The following is a 15,152-nucleotide window of genomic DNA, read 5'->3' on the forward strand; positions in this document are numbered from 1 at the left end:
CGTCCGGCGCGCGCGGCGCGGCTGCGCGCGGTTTTGATTCAGATCACACGCGGTCTGTCAGGCCGGGTCCGATCGAAGGGCTCGACGTCGTGAAAGTGCGTGTAGTCCATCCGGCTCACGCCGCCGTCTTCGCTCATCAGATCGACGTAACGATGGCCGAACCGCACCTGGCCGTCCGGCCAGATGTAGCGCGCCTGCATGGTCTGCGCGGTCGATTCGTCCGAGCCTTCGATCACCACGTGCAGCGTGGCGGCCTCAAGCGCCAGCGACTCGGGCGTCGCGCCGTGCAGCGGGCTGGTTTCGTCGATGACGTGCATCAGGTTCCAGCCGAGCGTGAAGAGCGGATGCTGGTCGCGCACGAGCTTGAGGTCGTGGATGCGCCGCGCGGTGTAGCCGTCCGACGAGGTTTCGATGCGCACGAGGCGCAGCTTCGCGCTGGCTTCGGCGATCACGTTCTGGCGCGCGTTGGCGGCGCGCACCATCAGCGTCAGGCGGCCTTCGATCGGATGCACGACCACCTGGCGCGCGAACAGGATCTTCGCGCGCGGACGAGAGAAACGTGCGAACACGATGCCCGTGGCGAGCGCGATGCTCGACATGCCCACGAAGATCTCGAAGGTGGCGACGATGTGCGCGTAGACGGTTTGCGGATGCATGTCGCCGTAGCCGACCGTCGCGAGCGTTTCGACGCTGAAGAAGAACGCGCCCGCGAAACCGTGCGGATACTGGTTCGCGATGGGTGCGGTGCCGAGCTGGTAGAGGCACGCGAAGAACGCGTTGGCGACCACGAACAGCGCGGCGAGCGAGGCGAAGAAGGTGGGCCAGCGCATGGTGAGCGCCGTGTGATAGAGATCCTGCCAGCCATGCACCGGCATGCCGTAGACGAGCACTTCGCGCGAACCGATGTGCAGGCGGCGCGGCGCGGGGCCGCCGCGCGTTTGCCAGGCGTCGGTGCGGTCGCTGCCGGGGCGCTTGCGGTCTTCGTCGGTGGCGGCGTGCGCGTCGGCCTGGTCGGCGGCGCGCGCGGCTTCCTCGTTCGCGGTGCCCTCCGGCGAATCGGGCGTCATGGCGGTCCTTCGGGGTCGGAATGGCGAGAGCGTAGCAACGCCGCGCGTGCAGGACAAGCGCGATTCATGCGGTGCCGCGCGTGCGCGCCGGGAAGCGGCGGCGGGCGGTTGGAAAGGGCGGGGGAAGGGCGCAGAAAAGGGCGCAGAAAAGGGCGCTGCGCGGTCGCGTGCAAGCCGCGCGCGACCGCGCAGCGCTACGCGTGAGCGATGAGCAAGTCGTGCGCGCGGCCTGCGGACCGCCCATGCGCCGCGTCTGCGGTTCGTGCAAGGAAGCGATTCAAGGAACCGCGGGCCTGTCGCTTACGAAACCGCGTTCCGCGTGCAGAACCGCGTCCCGCCGAAGGAACCGCATCCCGCTTAAGGAAACGCGCGCGGCTTCGGAATGCCCGCGCCGTGTTCAATATCGGCGATGGCCTGGCGGTGCGCGGCGTCGATCGCTTCGGCGCTTTGCGGAAAGCCCGCGTTGCCGCCGATCGTGATCCACGGTTGCACGGCCTGGTCGCGATGGGTGATCTGATACTCGGCGTCCCAGCGCGCGCCCTGCAATTCGAGCGGATGCACATGGATGGCGTAGACGCCGTAGAGAAAGAGCTGTTCGGTCATGTCGACCCTCCATTCGACCGCAGCGGCGCAACGCAACGCGCCGCATGCGATCCCGGGCAGCGGCGCAGTCGCCGTTGCGGCCCGCGCACGCACGGTTGCGTGCCGGACGCGGGAAACCGTCCGGCGCGGGATCGCCTCGCCGGACGGAACACAGGAAGTGGAGGACACGGGTTCGACGCGCTAAACGGATCGCGCTAATCCATCGGCCGATTCGAATACGTCGCGAGTACGGCGCTGAAGACGGCTCGAATACCGTGCGACTGCGGCGCGCTTACAGTTCGAGTTCGCCGAGCAGCCGGTGCGCGAGCGCCTTGGCTTCCTCCAGCGCTTCCTCGGGCGTGCCGGAAGCGGCTTCCACTTCGTAGATCGCGTTCTCGAGATCTTCGCCGTCGTCGCGCGCCAGGGAGACCAGGCCCTGGTACTGGCCGGCGTTCATGGGTCGCACGGAGGCGACTGCCGTGTAGATCCCCTTGGTGTAGGTGACGTCGTCCATAGCGGGCTCCAGCGTGCTTCTCGAGGAAGGGAATCCCATGCTAGCACGTTGACCGCGCGCCTGCGGGGCACGCATGTGACGCTCGCGCGGCGCTTGCGTGTCATGCCTCGTAACGGTGCAACGCCCGCGCGTTTCAGTCTTCCAGCAGCGCGACGACCTCGTCGAGCGTCGGCGAATGCGCGCCCGCGCGGCGGCAGGCGGCGGCGCCCGCAGCCAGCGCGAACGCCAGATGCTGACGCCAAGTGCGCTGCGGCGTGCTCATCAGGCTGAACAGCAGACCGCCGATGGACGCGTCGCCCGCGCCCACCGTGTCGGCCACCTGCACGCGCGGCGGCGTCGCGTCGATCACCTCGTCGCCCACGTAGAGCGTCGCGTGCTGCGCGCCGCGCGTGACCAGCAGCGTCGCGGCCGGATTGAGCGCGCGCACGGCGGCGATCGCGTCCGGCTCGCTCTTGTCGGCGAACAGCATGCGCAGGTCCTCGTCGGAGACCTTGATGAGATCGGCGAGCGCGGCCATGCGGCGCAGGATCGGCTCGTAACCGTGCGCCATCAGGTTGCGGTAGTTCGGATCGAAGCTGATCTTCACGCCTTGCGCGCGCAGCTCGGCGGCGAGCGTCGCGAGCGTTTCGCCGAGCGGCTGGCGCACGAGGCTGATGCAGCCGAAATGCGCCCACTTCGCGTGGCGTCGCCAGCCCTCGGGCAGCTTCGCGGGATCGAAGGCGAGGTCCGCGCTGTTGTCGCCGATGAAGTAGTACGCGGGCGGATGCGTCTGGTGCACGATCGCGAGCAGCGGCGCGCGCTCGACGCGCTGCATGAAGCGCATGTCGAGACCGGCGGCGACGCTCGCGTTCCAGAGTTCGTCCGAAAAGTTGTCGGTGCCGAGCGAGCCGGCGCAGGCCGTCGGCAGGCCCAGACGCGCGACCGCGCGCGCCACGTTCCAGCCCGCGCCGCCCGGATGCGCGCGCCAGCTCGAATCGGTGCCCGGCGCGCCGGTGTGCGCCGAGCCCTCGGGCGCCGCGCCGCGCACGAGATCGGTGAGGATGTCGCCCGCCGAAATGAAGGCGGGGAAGCCGGTCGAGAAGTCGGGGCCAGTGCTGCAGGTGCTCATCGCATGTTCCTTCGCTGAATCGGTCGCGGGTGCGTTGCTTGTGCGTCGCCGGTGCGTTGCGGGTGCTTTGCGGTTATCTCTTGCCGTGTCGCGCGGATCAGGCCGCGCCGTCCGTGCCGTTGGCACTGACGTTCGCGTGCTCTTCCTCGCGCCCGACGATCGGCGCCATGCCGCGTCCGGGCAGCGCGTTCAGGACTTCGTAGCACGCGCCCATGGTGTGATAGTCGGTCTTGCCGGCCGGGCTCTTTTCGTCGCTGTACTTGCGGTTGTCGCAGGTGAGGATGCGATACCACGCGCCATAGCGATGATCGACGAAATGCTTCCAGCTGTAGCGCCAGATCTCGTCGTACCAGTCCCAGAAGCGCTCGTTGCCGGTGCGCTTGCCGAGCAGCGCGGCGGTGGCGAATGTCTCGGCCTGGACCCAGAAATACTTGTCGTGATCGCAGACGGTGTAGTCGGGCCCGAAGCCGTAGTAGAGGCCGCCGTGATCGTTGTCCCAGGCGTGCATCATGGCCGCGTCGAACAGCTCGATCGCGCGCGGCAGCAGCCACGGCAGCGGACGATGACGTTCGAGAATCAGCAGCAGCTTGGCCCACTCGGTCTGGTGGCCCGGCTGGAAACCCCACGGGCGGAAGATGTTCGTGCTGTCTTCCTTGTTGTAGTCCCAGTCGACCGACCAGTCGGCGTGAAAGTGCTCCCAGACCAGCCCTTGCGAGAGCCGCGCCTGACGCAGCGTGATGTTCGACGCGACGCGCTCGGCGCGGTCGAGATAGACCAGATGGCCGGTCGCCTCGTAGGCCGCGAGCAGCGCCTCGGTGGTGTGCATGTTGGCGTTCTGGCCGCGATAGCTGGAGACCTCCCAGTCGGCGCTCGCTTCGTCGGCGTAGAGGCCCGCCGCGCCGTCCCAGAAGCGATGCTCCATCAGCTCGAAGGTGGCGGCGATCATCGGCTTCGCTTCTTCGATGCCGGCCATCGCGGCGTGCGCGTAAGCGAGCAGCACGAAGGCGAGGCCGTAGCAGTGGCGCGTGGCGTCGAGCGTGCGCTTCTGGCCGTCGCGCCAGTCGATCTCCCAGTCGTAGCCCTCGAGCTGCGGGTCCCAATGCACGTCGCGCAGGAATTGCAGGCCGTGGCGCGCGTAGTCGAGATGCTGCGCCTCGCCGGTTTCGCGGTACGCCATCGCGTAGTTGAACACGTAGCGGCAGCTGCTCACGAGATGGCGCGAATGCGCGTTGTAGATCGAGCCGTCGTCGCGGAAATAGTGGAAGAAGCCGCCCGACGGGTCGTACACGTTGGGCGCGTAGAAGCGCAGCGTGTCGGCGATATGGCCGAGCAGGAAGGCGCGGTCCCGAAAGCTCGCGACGGCGGGCGCGGCGGTCTGGGCTTCAACGGTGAGTGCGGTGTCGGATGGCTTCGTCATGGCTTTCTCATCTCGGCTGCGTGGGTTCGGCTTGATTCGGTTTGCTACGTTGTTCTGGCGATGCGGCGTGATTCTGCGACCGCTTCAGGACGCTTCGGGTTGCGTTTTGCCGCGACGCGCGGCGGTTTCCAATGGCGGCGGCGCGGTGAGTGACGCAGCGGATTTCGGCGCTGACTTCAACCCGCCGCTCGTCGTGCTCGCGCGCTCGACGAGCCGCACCGGCAGCACGATCTCGTTCGCTTGCGGCGTTTCTTCGAGCAGCAATTCGACGCCGCGCCGTCCGAGCGCTTCCTTGTCGACGGCGAGCGTCGTGAGCGCGGGCGTGGCGTGCGCGGCGGCGGCGATATCGTCGAAACCGACGATGGCGATGTCCTCGGGCACGCGCAGGCCGTTCGCCTGGCACACGCGCAGGGCGGCGAGCGCGGCGGCGTCGTTGTAGGCGAACACGGCGTCGGGCGCCGCCTCGCCGCGCTGGCGCGCGCCGTCGAGCAGACGCTGCATTGCGAGCGCCGCGCCGGTGTCCGGATCGAGGCCGCCTTCGATGGTGGTTTCGAGCGACGGATCGAACAGCAGACCGGCTTCGAAGAACGCGCGCCGGTAGCCGAGCGCGCGCTGCGCGATGCTGTAGTGCGCGAGCGAGCCGCCGATGAACGCCACGCGCCGCCGCCCCATGGCGAACAGATGATGCATGGCGAGCGCGGCGCCCGCGGCGTTGTCGATATTCACCGAGCGCAGGCCCTCGGACCACAGGTCGATCAGCACGAGCGGGCGTTGCAGCGCGACCAGCGCGGCGAGCGTTTCGGGCTCGACGAAGCCCGCCACGGCGACCGCGTCGGGCGCGTGCAGGCGCAATTGCTGGATGGTGTCGTCGGCGGGACCGGCGGTGAGCAGCGCGGGCACGATGCCGTGTTCGCGGCACGCGTCTTCCACGCCGTGCAGGACGTGCGAGAAGAACGGGCTGGCCGCGAAATTGTTGTGCTGGCGGTGCAGCAGGAAGGTGAGGCGACGGATGCGCGGACGCAGCTGCGCGCTGTCATAGCCCATCGACTGCGCGATCTCGACGATGCGCGCGCGCGTGGCTTCGGAAAGCCCCGGCTGGTTTTTCAGCGCGCGGGACACCGTGCCGATCGACACGTTGGCCGCCTGCGCGACGTCGCGAATGGTTGTCCCCATGATTCCTGTTAGCCCTGGCTGGTGTGGTCAGGTGTGCGGCGATTGTATAGTAAAAACTGTGGCACACAACGTTGCATCGGGCTGAAAAACCCCCGTAAATACCCGTAATAAAGGGAATAAACGTAAATTGACATGTTTAGTAAAACTTCCTAAACATCGTCGGTCGTGCGGACGACGGGCACGGCGTTTGCGCTATGTCGCAGGTCATCATTCGAAACGGAACGGAGGCATCATGCTCGGCACCTTGCTTCTCGTCATACTGATCCTGCTGCTGATCGGCGCTTTTCCTGCATGGCCGCACAGCCGGTCCTGGGGCTACGCGCCGTCCGGCACGCTGGGCATCGTGGTCATCGTCGTGGTCGTGCTGGTGTTGATGGGGACGATCTAGCGGCGCGTGGGTTAAGGGTGCGTAACCTGCATGACGCACCCAGAGCAAAAAAGGCCGGCGCGGATCACTCCGCGCCGGCTTCGTTTTTTTCGTCTGCGTTCGGTTGTCGATTGCGCTTTCTTCGCGTCCTGCGCGCTAGGCCGGTGTCGCGTTCGCGTGAGCGCTCGCCGTCGCCGCGAGCGTGGGCAGCAGCGTCGCGCTTTCGCCGCCGTCGATCACGACGAGTCCGCTCGCTTCCTGCTTCGCGCGGCGCTTGGCGATGGCGGCCAGCGACGCGATCGCGTCGCTGCCATGTTGCGCGCCGTGTCCCGGCGCGATATGGACGCAGCCGACCGCCATCGTCACGAAGGCGAAGAAGGCCGGATGCCCCTGGCGGTCCTCGCCGTGGATGCCGCCCGCGAGCCGGTCGGCGGGCGCGTAGAAACGCTGCGCGCCCGCGTTGAAGGTCTCGATCGCGTGGCGCACGCGCTCGCGCCAGGTTTCGCTCTGGAACAGCAGCAGAAAGTCGTCGCCGCCCACGTGGCCGAGAAAATCGCGCGTGGGATCGCACGCGTCGGCGAGCACCTGCGCCGCGAACTTCAGCACCTCGTCGCCCTGCCAGTAGCCGTACTGGTCGTTGAACGGCTTGAAGTGGTTCAGATCGACGTAGCACGCGTGAAAGCCCGCGTCGTGTGAAAGCAGCCGGTCGATGTGCGAACTGATCGGAATGTTGCCCGGCAAAAAGGTGAGCGGATTCGCGTAACGCGCGGCCTGGATGCGCACTTCGGTGACCGCGCGCACGAGGCTCTCGCCGGTGCCGAGCCCGGCGTAACGGCCGCTGTCGGTGATCACGAAGCCATCGGCGAGATAGCGCTGGTCGTCGCTCGCGAGCAGCGTCGCCATCTGCTCGACGCTCATGGTCTGCTCGATCAGCACCGGCGACGCATTCGCGAATTGCAGACACGCCTTCTTGCCGAACAGCTCGCGGTGATAGGGCAGCGCGTAGCGGTCCATGAAGGCGCGCCGGTTGATCAGCGCGATGGGCGTCTCGCCTTCGACCACGGCCACCGCGTGCAGATCGGGCAGGCGGGTGAAGAGTTCGAGCACGTCGTTGTTGGTCGCCTTGCGCGGCAGCGCGGGTGCGTGCACGCGCATTTTCTCCGCGGGCGCGCTGCCGTTGCCGCTCGCGCCCGTGTGTCGCGTGGCTTCCGGAAACACGGCGATGTGCTGCGCGCGCAGCGCGTCGCGCGCGCGTTCGGCCAGCGCGCGCGGCGGCTGCGCCTCGGGCCGTCCGAGGAAGAAGCCCTGACCGGTCGCGATGCCCATATCGCGCAGCACGATCAGATCGGCCTCGTTCTCGATGCCTTCCGCGACGAGCCGTGCGCCGCTCGCCTGCGCGAAGTGCTGCATCGCGCGCACGGCTTCGAACTTGAGCGCGTCGTTGGCGATGTCCTGGATGAAGAAGCGGTCGATCTTCACGACGTCGGGCTGCAACTGCACCCACACATTCATGCTCGCGTTGGCGCTGCCGTAGTCGTCGAGCGCGAATTGCGCGCCCGCCGCGCGCAGCGCCGCGACCACGTGCTTGAAGCCGCGTACGTCCTCGACCGCGCATTGCTCGGTCAGCTCGATGACGACGCGGTGCGCGTCGAGCGTGCCGTCGAACAGCGCGAGCATGTCGCGGCCGTGATCGGTCAGGTCGCGCAGGGCGTCGGCGCTGAAATTGAGAAACAGCTTGCCCTGGCAGCCGAGCTGCGCGAAGGCGGCGATGCAGGCGGCCGCCGCGGCGCGTTCGAGCGCGAGCGTGCAGCCGGCGCGGTTCGCCTCGGCGAACAGGGCGGCCGGGGATTCGAGCGGCGAATCGGCGGGACCGCGCACGAGGCCCTCGTAGCCGAGGATCGCGCCATCGTCCAAATCGACGATCGGCTGGAAGACGGCGCGCAGCTGGCGCTGGGCGATCAAGGCTTCGATGCCGGCCGGGCTGGCGGCGGACAGCGGAATAGCCATCGGAGCCGCAGTTCTCTGGACCGGCGGCGTGGACGCGCGTGCAGACATGGAAAGAGCCAAGACAGGCTTTGACGACAGAAATAACGGCAGCAGCGTCTGCCAATTGAATGAACTTTTAATGACAGTCAGACGAAAAGGGGGCGCGGACCGGGAGGCTAACGTTTGCGCGGCGATTTGCGCGGCGCGGCGCTGTGGCCGGGGAGCGTCAGGGTCGCGATGAAGGGCGGATGCAGCGGAGGAAGACGAGCGCGCGAGCGAGTGGCGCGGGTCGGTCGGTGAGGATGGGGTGGCTGCGCGAAGAACCCGGCAGCGAGAGGAAGAAGGTGGGCGCAGCCGCGCCCACCGAAGGCGTTATCGACGCGCCGCCGCCGTGCGTTCGCCGCCGGCGCGCGATTCGTCGCCGGCATCGGCTGCGCGCTCGGCGCTCATGTCGCGTGCGCCCCAGCGCTGGGCGAGCGCCGCGCACACCATCAACTGGATCTGGTGGAACAGCATCAGCGGCAGCACGACCGCGCCCACGGCGTTCGACGCGAAGATCACCTTCGCCATCGGCACGCCCGCCGCGAGGCTCTTCTTCGAGCCGCAGAAAATGATGGTGATCTGGTCCGCGCGCGAGAAGCCCAGCTTTTTGCTCGTGAACATCGTGATGCCGAGCGCCAGCGCGAGCAGCACCGCGTTCACCACCACGAGCCCGCCGAGCGCGGCGAGCGGCGTGTGGTGCCAGAGCCCTTCGTTGATGGCTTCCGAGAACGCGCCGAACACCACCAGCAGGATCGAGCCCTGATCGACGAATTTGAGCACGCCGCGATTGCGCTCGATCCAGCGTCCGATGACGGGGCGCAGCAACTGGCCCGCGACGAACGGCACGAGCAGTTGCAGCACGATGTTCCAGACCGTGTGCCATGCCGAGGTGCCGCCGGCCGTCTGATTGGTGACGACGAGGCTCACCAGCGCGGGCGTGACGAAGATGCCGATCAGGCTCGACGCCGACGCGCTGCACACGGCCGCCGGCACGTTGCCGCGCGCGATCGAGGTGAACGCGATCGACGACTGCACGGTGGAGGGCAGCGTGCAGAGGAACAGCACGCCCATATAGAGCGCGGGCGTGACGAGCGGCGAGAGCAGCGGCTTGAGCGCGAGGCCGAGCACGGGGAACAGCACGAAGGTGCTCGCCAGCACGACGAGGTGCAGACGCCAGTGCGTGGCGCCCGCGACGATTGCCTCGCGCGAGAGCTTGGCGCCGTGCAGGAAGAACAGCAGGCCGACGGCCACGTTGGTGAGCCAGTTGAACGGCACGGTGGCCGCGCCGTGCACGGGCAGCAGGCTGGCGAGGATCACGGTGCCGACGAGGCACAGCGTGAAGTTATCGGGCAGGAATTTCGGACGAGCCATTACACAATCTCGGGTGCGCGCAGCAGCGCCTCGCCGTGCGCGGTTCGATGGGCGCACAACGGATCATCGGGAACGCTATTGTCGGCGCAAGGCCATTGAAAATGCAAATTCATTTGAAGAATTGATTAATGAGCAGTGCGCATGAAGTCGCGGCTTTCAGGCGCGATTTTCGCGACGGCCGGAAGGGCGTCGACGGGTGTCGCCGGCGCGAGACAATGCGCTTGCCCATCACCTTATTCCTCTGGCGAAAGGCGCATCGCGAAGCACGCCGAACGATCCCGCCCTTCTGCCCGCAAAGCCACGCCGGACGGGCTTTCAGGAGCACGAACCGGGCCTGGCCGAAGCGCGCCGGAAAGACCGGAAATCCAGCAGTAACATGGTGTTACAACCCTTCCGAGGGCATAACATTTTTTGGCTCGACACCCCTTCCGGGCGCCCATAAATTACCGTCAAGGAACGTCAGGGCGACCGTTGCGGCGGCAATCGTTACGCGCCGCGCACGCTTCCCGGAATTGGCCCGCCATGGCCCGAGTGGCTGGACGCCATGCTGATCGTCGGGCAGGTGATCGACACAATGCGTGCAGGGTTGTTACGGATGGGGCAGTGGATACTGGGGGCCGGTTTGGCGGCCCTCGTTGCGCTCGCCCATGCACAACCCGGCTTCCACGGCGGCGGTGGGTTTCAGCGCGCGCCCGTGGTGCGCGAAGCGCCGCGCGGTTACGGCGGCATGCAGGGCATGCGCTATGTCCCGCACGGCGGCGTCGCACCCGTGCCGATGCGCGTCGCCGACCAGGGCGGCTGGCGCGAGCGCGGCGGTGGCCGTCAGGCTTCGCGCCGCGACAATGGCGGCTCGCGCGGCTACGGCGGCAATCCCTACGCCAACCCTTATGGCAACGGCTTCGGCACGGGCGGCGGCTATCACGGCCCCATCCAGCCCGTGAGCGCGGAAACGCGTCAAGTGCCGCATCCGCCCGCCGATTCGCCGGTGCGCGCCGGTTCGATCCGCGAAGACGTCGCGCGCTATAACGAAGAGCGCGGTGGCGGCTTCCGGCCGTACGCGCGCGGCGGCGGCGACGTGCCTCGTCCGCCGATGTCGTCGCCGTATCGAAACTGAAGCCACGCAACTAACTGACGGGCAGGGCCACCGCCAAGGCGCGCTCGGCGACCTCGGCTTGGTTTATCGCAACTAACTGCCACGGACGCCGACCTGCCGATCACCCCGCGCGCACCCTCCGCCCACGCACGCGCCCCCTTCTTCCCGCCCGCGCGTCTCACCCTTCCCCGCGCAACCCGTCCCACTTCACTTCCGATCGTCTTTCAAGCGCACTTTCGGCGCGCTTCCCGCTGTCTTGCGATTCGCCCGACGCGCCGCATTTCACGTCGCGCGAAATCGCCGAAAGCGCTTCCACACGCCGCTTGCGCCTTCATCACACGAAACTGACGCGTGGATACCACACTTTTTTGGAAATCACTCGTCATACAGAACCCTTTCGTCATCAAATCTCGCCTTCGCTACGGCGGTGCGTCATCGGAAGCGCCGGTGCACGTGAAAACCGGGTCAAAGCCCCGCAGGCAAAGGTCGCGCAGCGAGCGAAGTCGATGCTGCGACGCAGCGCACGAGGCGCCAAAAACCGACCAGGCAGGTTTCACGGGCGACAAACTAATCGGGCCGATATACCGGCGATAACAACCGATATTTTTGTCCATAAAAATGGTCCGCAAAGATGGATCCGCCCAGAACGGCCACGCCTGCGGCCGACGAAAAACAAACGGTTTGCGCGAGCGCCATAGCCGCCAGTCTCACTTTTTTGACAAGGACAGGAGAACTCATGAATACAGCCGTCAGCCGCGCGCTGCGCACGCCCTTGCGCACGTCTCTCAAGGCGTGCGCCATCGCCGCCGTTCTCGCCGGCGCTTCGTCGTCGGCGTTTGCGCAATCGAGCGTTCAGCTCTACGGTCAGGTCGACGAATGGGTCGGCGCGACGCGCTTCCCCGGCAGCCAGACGGCCTGGAACGTCGGCGGCGGCGGCATGTCGACGTCGTACTGGGGCCTGAAGGGCTCGGAAGACCTCGGCAGCGGCTACAAGGCGATCTTCGCGCTCGAAAGCTTCTTCCGCGCGCAGAACGGCCAGGACGGCCGCTTCTCCGGCGACACGTTCTTCGCGCGTAACGCCTACGTCGGCCTCGAATCGCCGTACGGTACGTTCACGGCGGGCCGCCTGACGACGCAGCTGTTCGTCTCGACGATCCTGTTCAACCCGTTCATCGACTCGTACACCTTCTCGCCGATGGTGTACCACGTCTATCTCGGCCTCTCGACCTACCCGACCTACACGACCGATCAGGGCGTGGTGGGCGACTCGGGCTGGAACAACGCGGTGCAGTACTCGACGCCGAACTTCAACGGCCTGTCGGGCTCGGTGATGTACGCGCTCGGCAACCAGGCCGGCGACAACGGCAAGAAGAAGTGGAGCGCCCAGGCGCTGTACTTCCACGGCCCGTTCGCGGCCACGGCCGTGTATCAGTACGTGAACTTCAACAGCACGCCGGGCGACATCGGCAGCATCGTCAGCGGCGAGGCGACCATCGTCGGCCTGCGCAGCCAGGGCGTGGCGCAGGTCGGCCTGTCGTACGACCTCAAGTACGTGAAGTTCTTCGGCCAGTACATGTACACGAACAACAACAGCGACATCAGCAGCTGGCACGTGAACACGGCGCAGGGCGGCGTCTCGGTGCCGGCCGGCCCGGGCACGGTGATGGCGTCGTACGCGTACTCGCGCGACAGCGGCGGCCTGAACCAGACGCACAACACGGCGGCGGTCGGTTACGACTATCCGCTGTCGAAGCGCACCGACGTCTACGCGGCCTACATGTACGACCACTACGACAACATGTCGTCGGGCATGACCTACGGCGTGGGCCTGCGCGCGAAGTTCTAGGCGCGCGCTTTCACCCGCCGGGGAAAAAACCCCGCGCTGTTCGCAGCGCGGGGTTTTTTATTGCGCGCGCAACGGCGAAGCCTGGGTGTTTGGCTACCAGGATTTGATAAAGCGCGCACAATATCGCCGATTATTTCCTGATTTGTTTCCTGATTAACCTGATTTTTGCGGGAAGAAAGACGCGATGGATACCCTCGTCAGCATGAAAGTGTTCCGGCAGGTGGTCGAGGCGGGGAGCTTCGTGGCGGCGGCCGAGCGCATGAGCATGTCGGCGGCGATGGCGAGCAAGCATGTGATGCACCTCGAACAGCAGCTCGGCGCGCGCCTCTTGAACCGCACCACGCGCCGCGTCGCGCCGACCGAGGCCGGGCGCGAATATTACGAGCGCGTGGCCCAGGCGCTCACCGAACTCGACGAGGCCGGTCAGGCCGTCGGCGCCGCGAGCGTGGTGCCGCAAGGGCGGCTGCGCGTGTCGTCGCTGACGGCGTTCGGGCTGCGCCACGTGATGGGCGCGGTCGCCGACTACGCCGCCGATTTCCCGCAGGTGACCGTCGATATCACGCTGTCGGACCGCGTCGTCGAATTGATCGACGAGGGTTTCGATGTGGCGATCCGCGCCTCGCCTTCGGGCCTCAAATCGTCTTCGCTGATCGCGCGGCCGCTCGCCACCGCGCATATCGTGCTGTGCGCCTCGCCCGAGTATCTGCGCCGCCACGGCGTGCCGAAGACGGTCGCCGATCTCGCGAAGCACAAGTTCGTGCATTACGCGGGCGCGTCGGCGGCCGAGCTGGCGCCGTTCTCGGAGGCGGGCGCGCGGGCCAAGCCGGCCGGCAACCTGATCGTCAATCACCTGGAGGCGCTGCGCGTGGTGGTGTTGCAGGGCGGCGGGCTGTCGATGCTCGGCACCGAAGTGATCGGCGACGACATCGCCGAGGGCCGCCTCGTGCCGCTGCTCGTCGACGCGCTGCCGCCGCGCGAGCTGCCGATTTACGCCGTTTACGCGAGCCGCCGCCATCTGTCGGCGAAGGTGCGTTCGTTCGTCGATTTCCTCGCCGAGCGCTTCGGCTCGCGCGCGCTCTGGCCGGGCGTGGAGCAGATTCGCGCCGCGGCCTTGCGCACGGTGGTCTAGCGGCGCGGGCGGGCGCGAGCTGGCTGCGCGCCGCCCGCTTTTATCGTTCGCTTTTATCGCCCGCTTGACTTCCCGATACCCAGCCGCGCCTTCGCCTCGCCGTACTCCTGCTTCAGGCGCTCGACCAGTTGCGCCACCGACGGCACGTCGTCCATCAGGCCGACGCCCTGGCCCGCGCCCCAGATGTCCTTCCACGCCTTCGCCGCGCCGCTGTCGAAGCTCATCTTCGACTTGTCCGACTCGGGCAGCGCGTCCGGATCGAGCCCGGCGTTCACGATGCTTTCGCGGATGTAGTTGCCGTGCACGCCCGTGAACAGGTTCGTATAGACGATGTCGGCGGCCTTGGCTTCGAGGATCGCGTGCTTGTACGCCTCGACCGCGTGCGCTTCCTGGGTCGCGATGAAGCGCGTGCCCATGTAGGCCAGATCGGCGCCCATCGCCTGCGCGGCGAGGATCGAGCCGCCGTTGGCGATCGCGCCCGAGAGCACGATCGGGCCGTCGAAGATGCGCCGCACTTCGCCCACCAGCGCGAACGGCGAGGTCGTGCCCGCGTGGCCGCCCGCGCCCGCCGCGACGAGGATCAGCCCGTCCACGCCCGCTTCGAGCGCCTTGCCCGCGTGGCGCAGATTGATGACGTCGTGCAGCACGATGCCGCCATAGCTGTGCACCGCGTCGAGCAGTTCTTTGGGCGGCGCGCGCAGGCTCGTAATGAAAATCGGCACGCGATGTTCGACGCAGACGCGGATGTCGTGTTCGAGCCGCGCGTTCGACTGATGGACGATCTGGTTCACGGCGATCGGGCCGATCACGGCGTCGGGGTTCGCGGCCTTGTGCGCGGCGAGTTGTTCCTCGATCTGCGTGAGCCATTCGTCGAGCAGTTCGGCGGGGCGCGCGTTGAGCGCCGGGAACGAGCCGACGATGCCCGCCTTGCACTGCGCGAGCACCAGCTCGGGATAGCTCACGATGAACATCGGCGAGGCGACGACGGGCAAGGACAGGTTCTGCAGGACGGCGGGCAATGCCATGACGGGATCTCCTTACATCGCTTATAAAACGGTCGTTCGATTATAGGTGCGCGTCCTCGCGCGCATGCCGCGCGCGCCGCCGCATCGTCTGGAGGGAGTGTTCGGTTTCTAGGGAAGGTCTGCACAACACTCTTTCAGAGCGGTGATCTTTTTTCACGTTGGGCGTATCAGCCGTAAGCGTCTGCTCGCAGGTTGGTCGTCCGGCTTTTGAAGCATGATGATCTTCGTTTTCCGAGACTCACGGCCTGACCCGAGCGTTTCACACTTTGGCTAGAGCCCTGCGCGACATCCAGAGGTTGCCCAGCGCAAACAGTGTCGTGATCTGCGCGGTGTTCTTCACCAATCCCCGGTACCGCGTCTTCGTATAACCAAACTGCTGCTTGAGCACGCGAAACGCATGTTCAACCTTGGCGCGCACGCCAGCCTTCAGAC

General features: G+C 66.9%; 14 protein-coding genes. 4 read left to right on the forward strand and 10 right to left on the reverse strand.

Features of this window, described 5'->3' with window-relative positions:
- Nucleotides 1–38: 38 nt before the first annotated feature.
- From BMY06_RS10695 to BMY06_RS10720, 6 genes are all read right to left on the reverse strand, one after another.
- The gene (locus BMY06_RS10695; RefSeq protein WP_080180590.1) at nt 39–1,067 is read right to left on the reverse strand and encodes an ion channel; all 1,029 of its coding nucleotides are present in this window, start codon (nt 1,065–1,067) and stop codon (nt 39–41) included.
- 357 nt (nt 1,068–1,424) lie between these two features.
- The gene (locus BMY06_RS10700) at nt 1,425–1,670 is read right to left on the reverse strand and encodes a hypothetical protein (protein ID WP_065061994.1); all 246 of its coding nucleotides are present in this window, start codon (nt 1,668–1,670) and stop codon (nt 1,425–1,427) included.
- 271 nt (nt 1,671–1,941) lie between these two features.
- Nucleotides 1,942–2,163 carry a hypothetical protein gene (locus BMY06_RS10705; RefSeq protein ID WP_065061996.1) on the reverse strand — a complete coding sequence of 74 codons (222 nt, stop codon included), beginning with the start codon at nt 2,161–2,163 and terminating at the stop codon, nt 1,942–1,944.
- Between the two features lie 133 nt (nt 2,164–2,296).
- Nucleotides 2,297–3,271 carry a carbohydrate kinase family protein gene (locus tag BMY06_RS10710; protein ID WP_074982976.1) on the reverse strand — a complete coding sequence of 325 codons (975 nt, stop codon included), beginning with the start codon at nt 3,269–3,271 and terminating at the stop codon, nt 2,297–2,299.
- Nucleotides 3,272–3,368: 97 nt separating this feature from the next.
- Entirely contained in the window at nt 3,369–4,688 is a 1,320-nt protein-coding gene (locus tag BMY06_RS10715) for an AGE family epimerase/isomerase (protein WP_074982978.1), read from the reverse strand.
- Between the two features lie 84 nt (nt 4,689–4,772).
- Nucleotides 4,773–5,861: a LacI family DNA-binding transcriptional regulator gene (locus BMY06_RS10720; RefSeq protein WP_074982979.1), complete on the reverse strand. Its 1,089-nt coding sequence runs from the start codon at nt 5,859–5,861 to the stop codon at nt 4,773–4,775.
- A gap of 232 nt (nt 5,862–6,093) precedes the next feature.
- Here BMY06_RS10720 and BMY06_RS10725 point away from each other — a divergent pair, with 232 nt between their 5' ends.
- Nucleotides 6,094–6,249, forward strand: a complete 156-nt coding sequence (locus tag BMY06_RS10725; protein WP_042296285.1) for a DUF3309 family protein — start codon at nt 6,094–6,096, stop codon at nt 6,247–6,249.
- Nucleotides 6,250–6,384: 135 nt separating this feature from the next.
- On the opposite strand, the gene BMY06_RS10730 is transcribed toward BMY06_RS10725, so the two are convergent.
- Both BMY06_RS10730 and BMY06_RS10735 read right to left on the reverse strand, forming a co-directional pair.
- Nucleotides 6,385–8,235: an EAL domain-containing protein gene (locus BMY06_RS10730; RefSeq protein ID WP_074982981.1), complete on the reverse strand. Its 1,851-nt coding sequence runs from the start codon at nt 8,233–8,235 to the stop codon at nt 6,385–6,387.
- A 351-nt stretch (nt 8,236–8,586) separates the two neighbouring features.
- On the reverse strand, nt 8,587–9,627 hold the full coding sequence (locus tag BMY06_RS10735) for a bile acid:sodium symporter family protein (protein WP_065062004.1): 1,041 nt from the start codon (nt 9,625–9,627) through the stop codon (nt 8,587–8,589).
- 544 nt (nt 9,628–10,171) lie between these two features.
- Here BMY06_RS10735 and BMY06_RS10740 point away from each other — a divergent pair.
- The 3 genes from BMY06_RS10740 (at nt 10,172) to BMY06_RS10750 (ending at nt 13,695) form a co-directional block, all read left to right on the forward strand.
- The gene (locus tag BMY06_RS10740; protein WP_065062006.1) at nt 10,172–10,741 is read left to right on the forward strand and encodes a hypothetical protein; all 570 of its coding nucleotides are present in this window, start codon (nt 10,172–10,174) and stop codon (nt 10,739–10,741) included.
- Between the two features lie 715 nt (nt 10,742–11,456).
- Nucleotides 11,457–12,566 (forward strand): porin, encoded by a 1,110-nt coding sequence (locus BMY06_RS10745; RefSeq protein ID WP_065062008.1) that lies wholly within the window; start codon nt 11,457–11,459, stop codon nt 12,564–12,566.
- Nucleotides 12,567–12,750: 184 nt separating this feature from the next.
- The gene (locus BMY06_RS10750) at nt 12,751–13,695 is read left to right on the forward strand and encodes a LysR family transcriptional regulator (protein WP_065062009.1); all 945 of its coding nucleotides are present in this window, start codon (nt 12,751–12,753) and stop codon (nt 13,693–13,695) included.
- A 53-nt stretch (nt 13,696–13,748) separates the two neighbouring features.
- Here BMY06_RS10750 and BMY06_RS10755 read toward each other — a convergent pair whose 3' ends face one another.
- Both BMY06_RS10755 and BMY06_RS40565 read right to left on the reverse strand, forming a co-directional pair.
- Nucleotides 13,749–14,720, reverse strand: a complete 972-nt coding sequence (locus tag BMY06_RS10755) for an NAD(P)H-dependent flavin oxidoreductase (RefSeq protein WP_074982982.1) — start codon at nt 14,718–14,720, stop codon at nt 13,749–13,751.
- A gap of 259 nt (nt 14,721–14,979) precedes the next feature.
- Nucleotides 14,980–15,152, reverse strand: a 173-nt coding sequence (locus tag BMY06_RS40565) for a transposase (RefSeq protein ID WP_143064414.1), incomplete at its 5' end; no start/stop codon positions are given.

Source organism: Paraburkholderia tropica, assembly GCF_900109265.1.
Lineage (GTDB): Bacteria > Pseudomonadota > Gammaproteobacteria > Burkholderiales > Burkholderiaceae > Paraburkholderia > Paraburkholderia tropica.

Bases quoted from the DNA above. Each gene is read 5' to 3' on its own strand.
- BMY06_RS10695 (WP_080180590.1), bottom strand. From the start codon at position 1,067: ATGACGCCCGATTCGCCGGAGGGCACCGCGAACGAGGAAGCCGCGCGC.
- BMY06_RS10700 (WP_065061994.1), bottom strand. From the start codon at position 1,670: ATGACCGAACAGCTCTTTCTCTACGGCGTCTACGCCATCCATGTGCAT.
- BMY06_RS10705 (WP_065061996.1), bottom strand. From the start codon at position 2,163: ATGGACGACGTCACCTACACCAAGGGGATCTACACGGCAGTCGCCTCC.
- BMY06_RS10710 (WP_074982976.1), bottom strand. From the start codon at position 3,271: ATGAGCACCTGCAGCACTGGCCCCGACTTCTCGACCGGCTTCCCCGCC.
- BMY06_RS10715 (WP_074982978.1), bottom strand. From the start codon at position 4,688: ATGACGAAGCCATCCGACACCGCACTCACCGTTGAAGCCCAGACCGCC.
- BMY06_RS10720 (WP_074982979.1), bottom strand. From the start codon at position 5,861: ATGGGGACAACCATTCGCGACGTCGCGCAGGCGGCCAACGTGTCGATC.
- BMY06_RS10725 (WP_042296285.1), top strand. From the start codon at position 6,094: ATGCTCGGCACCTTGCTTCTCGTCATACTGATCCTGCTGCTGATCGGC.
- BMY06_RS10730 (WP_074982981.1), bottom strand. From the start codon at position 8,235: ATGGCTATTCCGCTGTCCGCCGCCAGCCCGGCCGGCATCGAAGCCTTG.
- BMY06_RS10735 (WP_065062004.1), bottom strand. From the start codon at position 9,627: ATGGCTCGTCCGAAATTCCTGCCCGATAACTTCACGCTGTGCCTCGTC.
- BMY06_RS10740 (WP_065062006.1), top strand. From the start codon at position 10,172: ATGCTGATCGTCGGGCAGGTGATCGACACAATGCGTGCAGGGTTGTTA.
- BMY06_RS10745 (WP_065062008.1), top strand. From the start codon at position 11,457: ATGAATACAGCCGTCAGCCGCGCGCTGCGCACGCCCTTGCGCACGTCT.
- BMY06_RS10750 (WP_065062009.1), top strand. From the start codon at position 12,751: ATGGATACCCTCGTCAGCATGAAAGTGTTCCGGCAGGTGGTCGAGGCG.
- BMY06_RS10755 (WP_074982982.1), bottom strand. From the start codon at position 14,720: ATGGCATTGCCCGCCGTCCTGCAGAACCTGTCCTTGCCCGTCGTCGCC.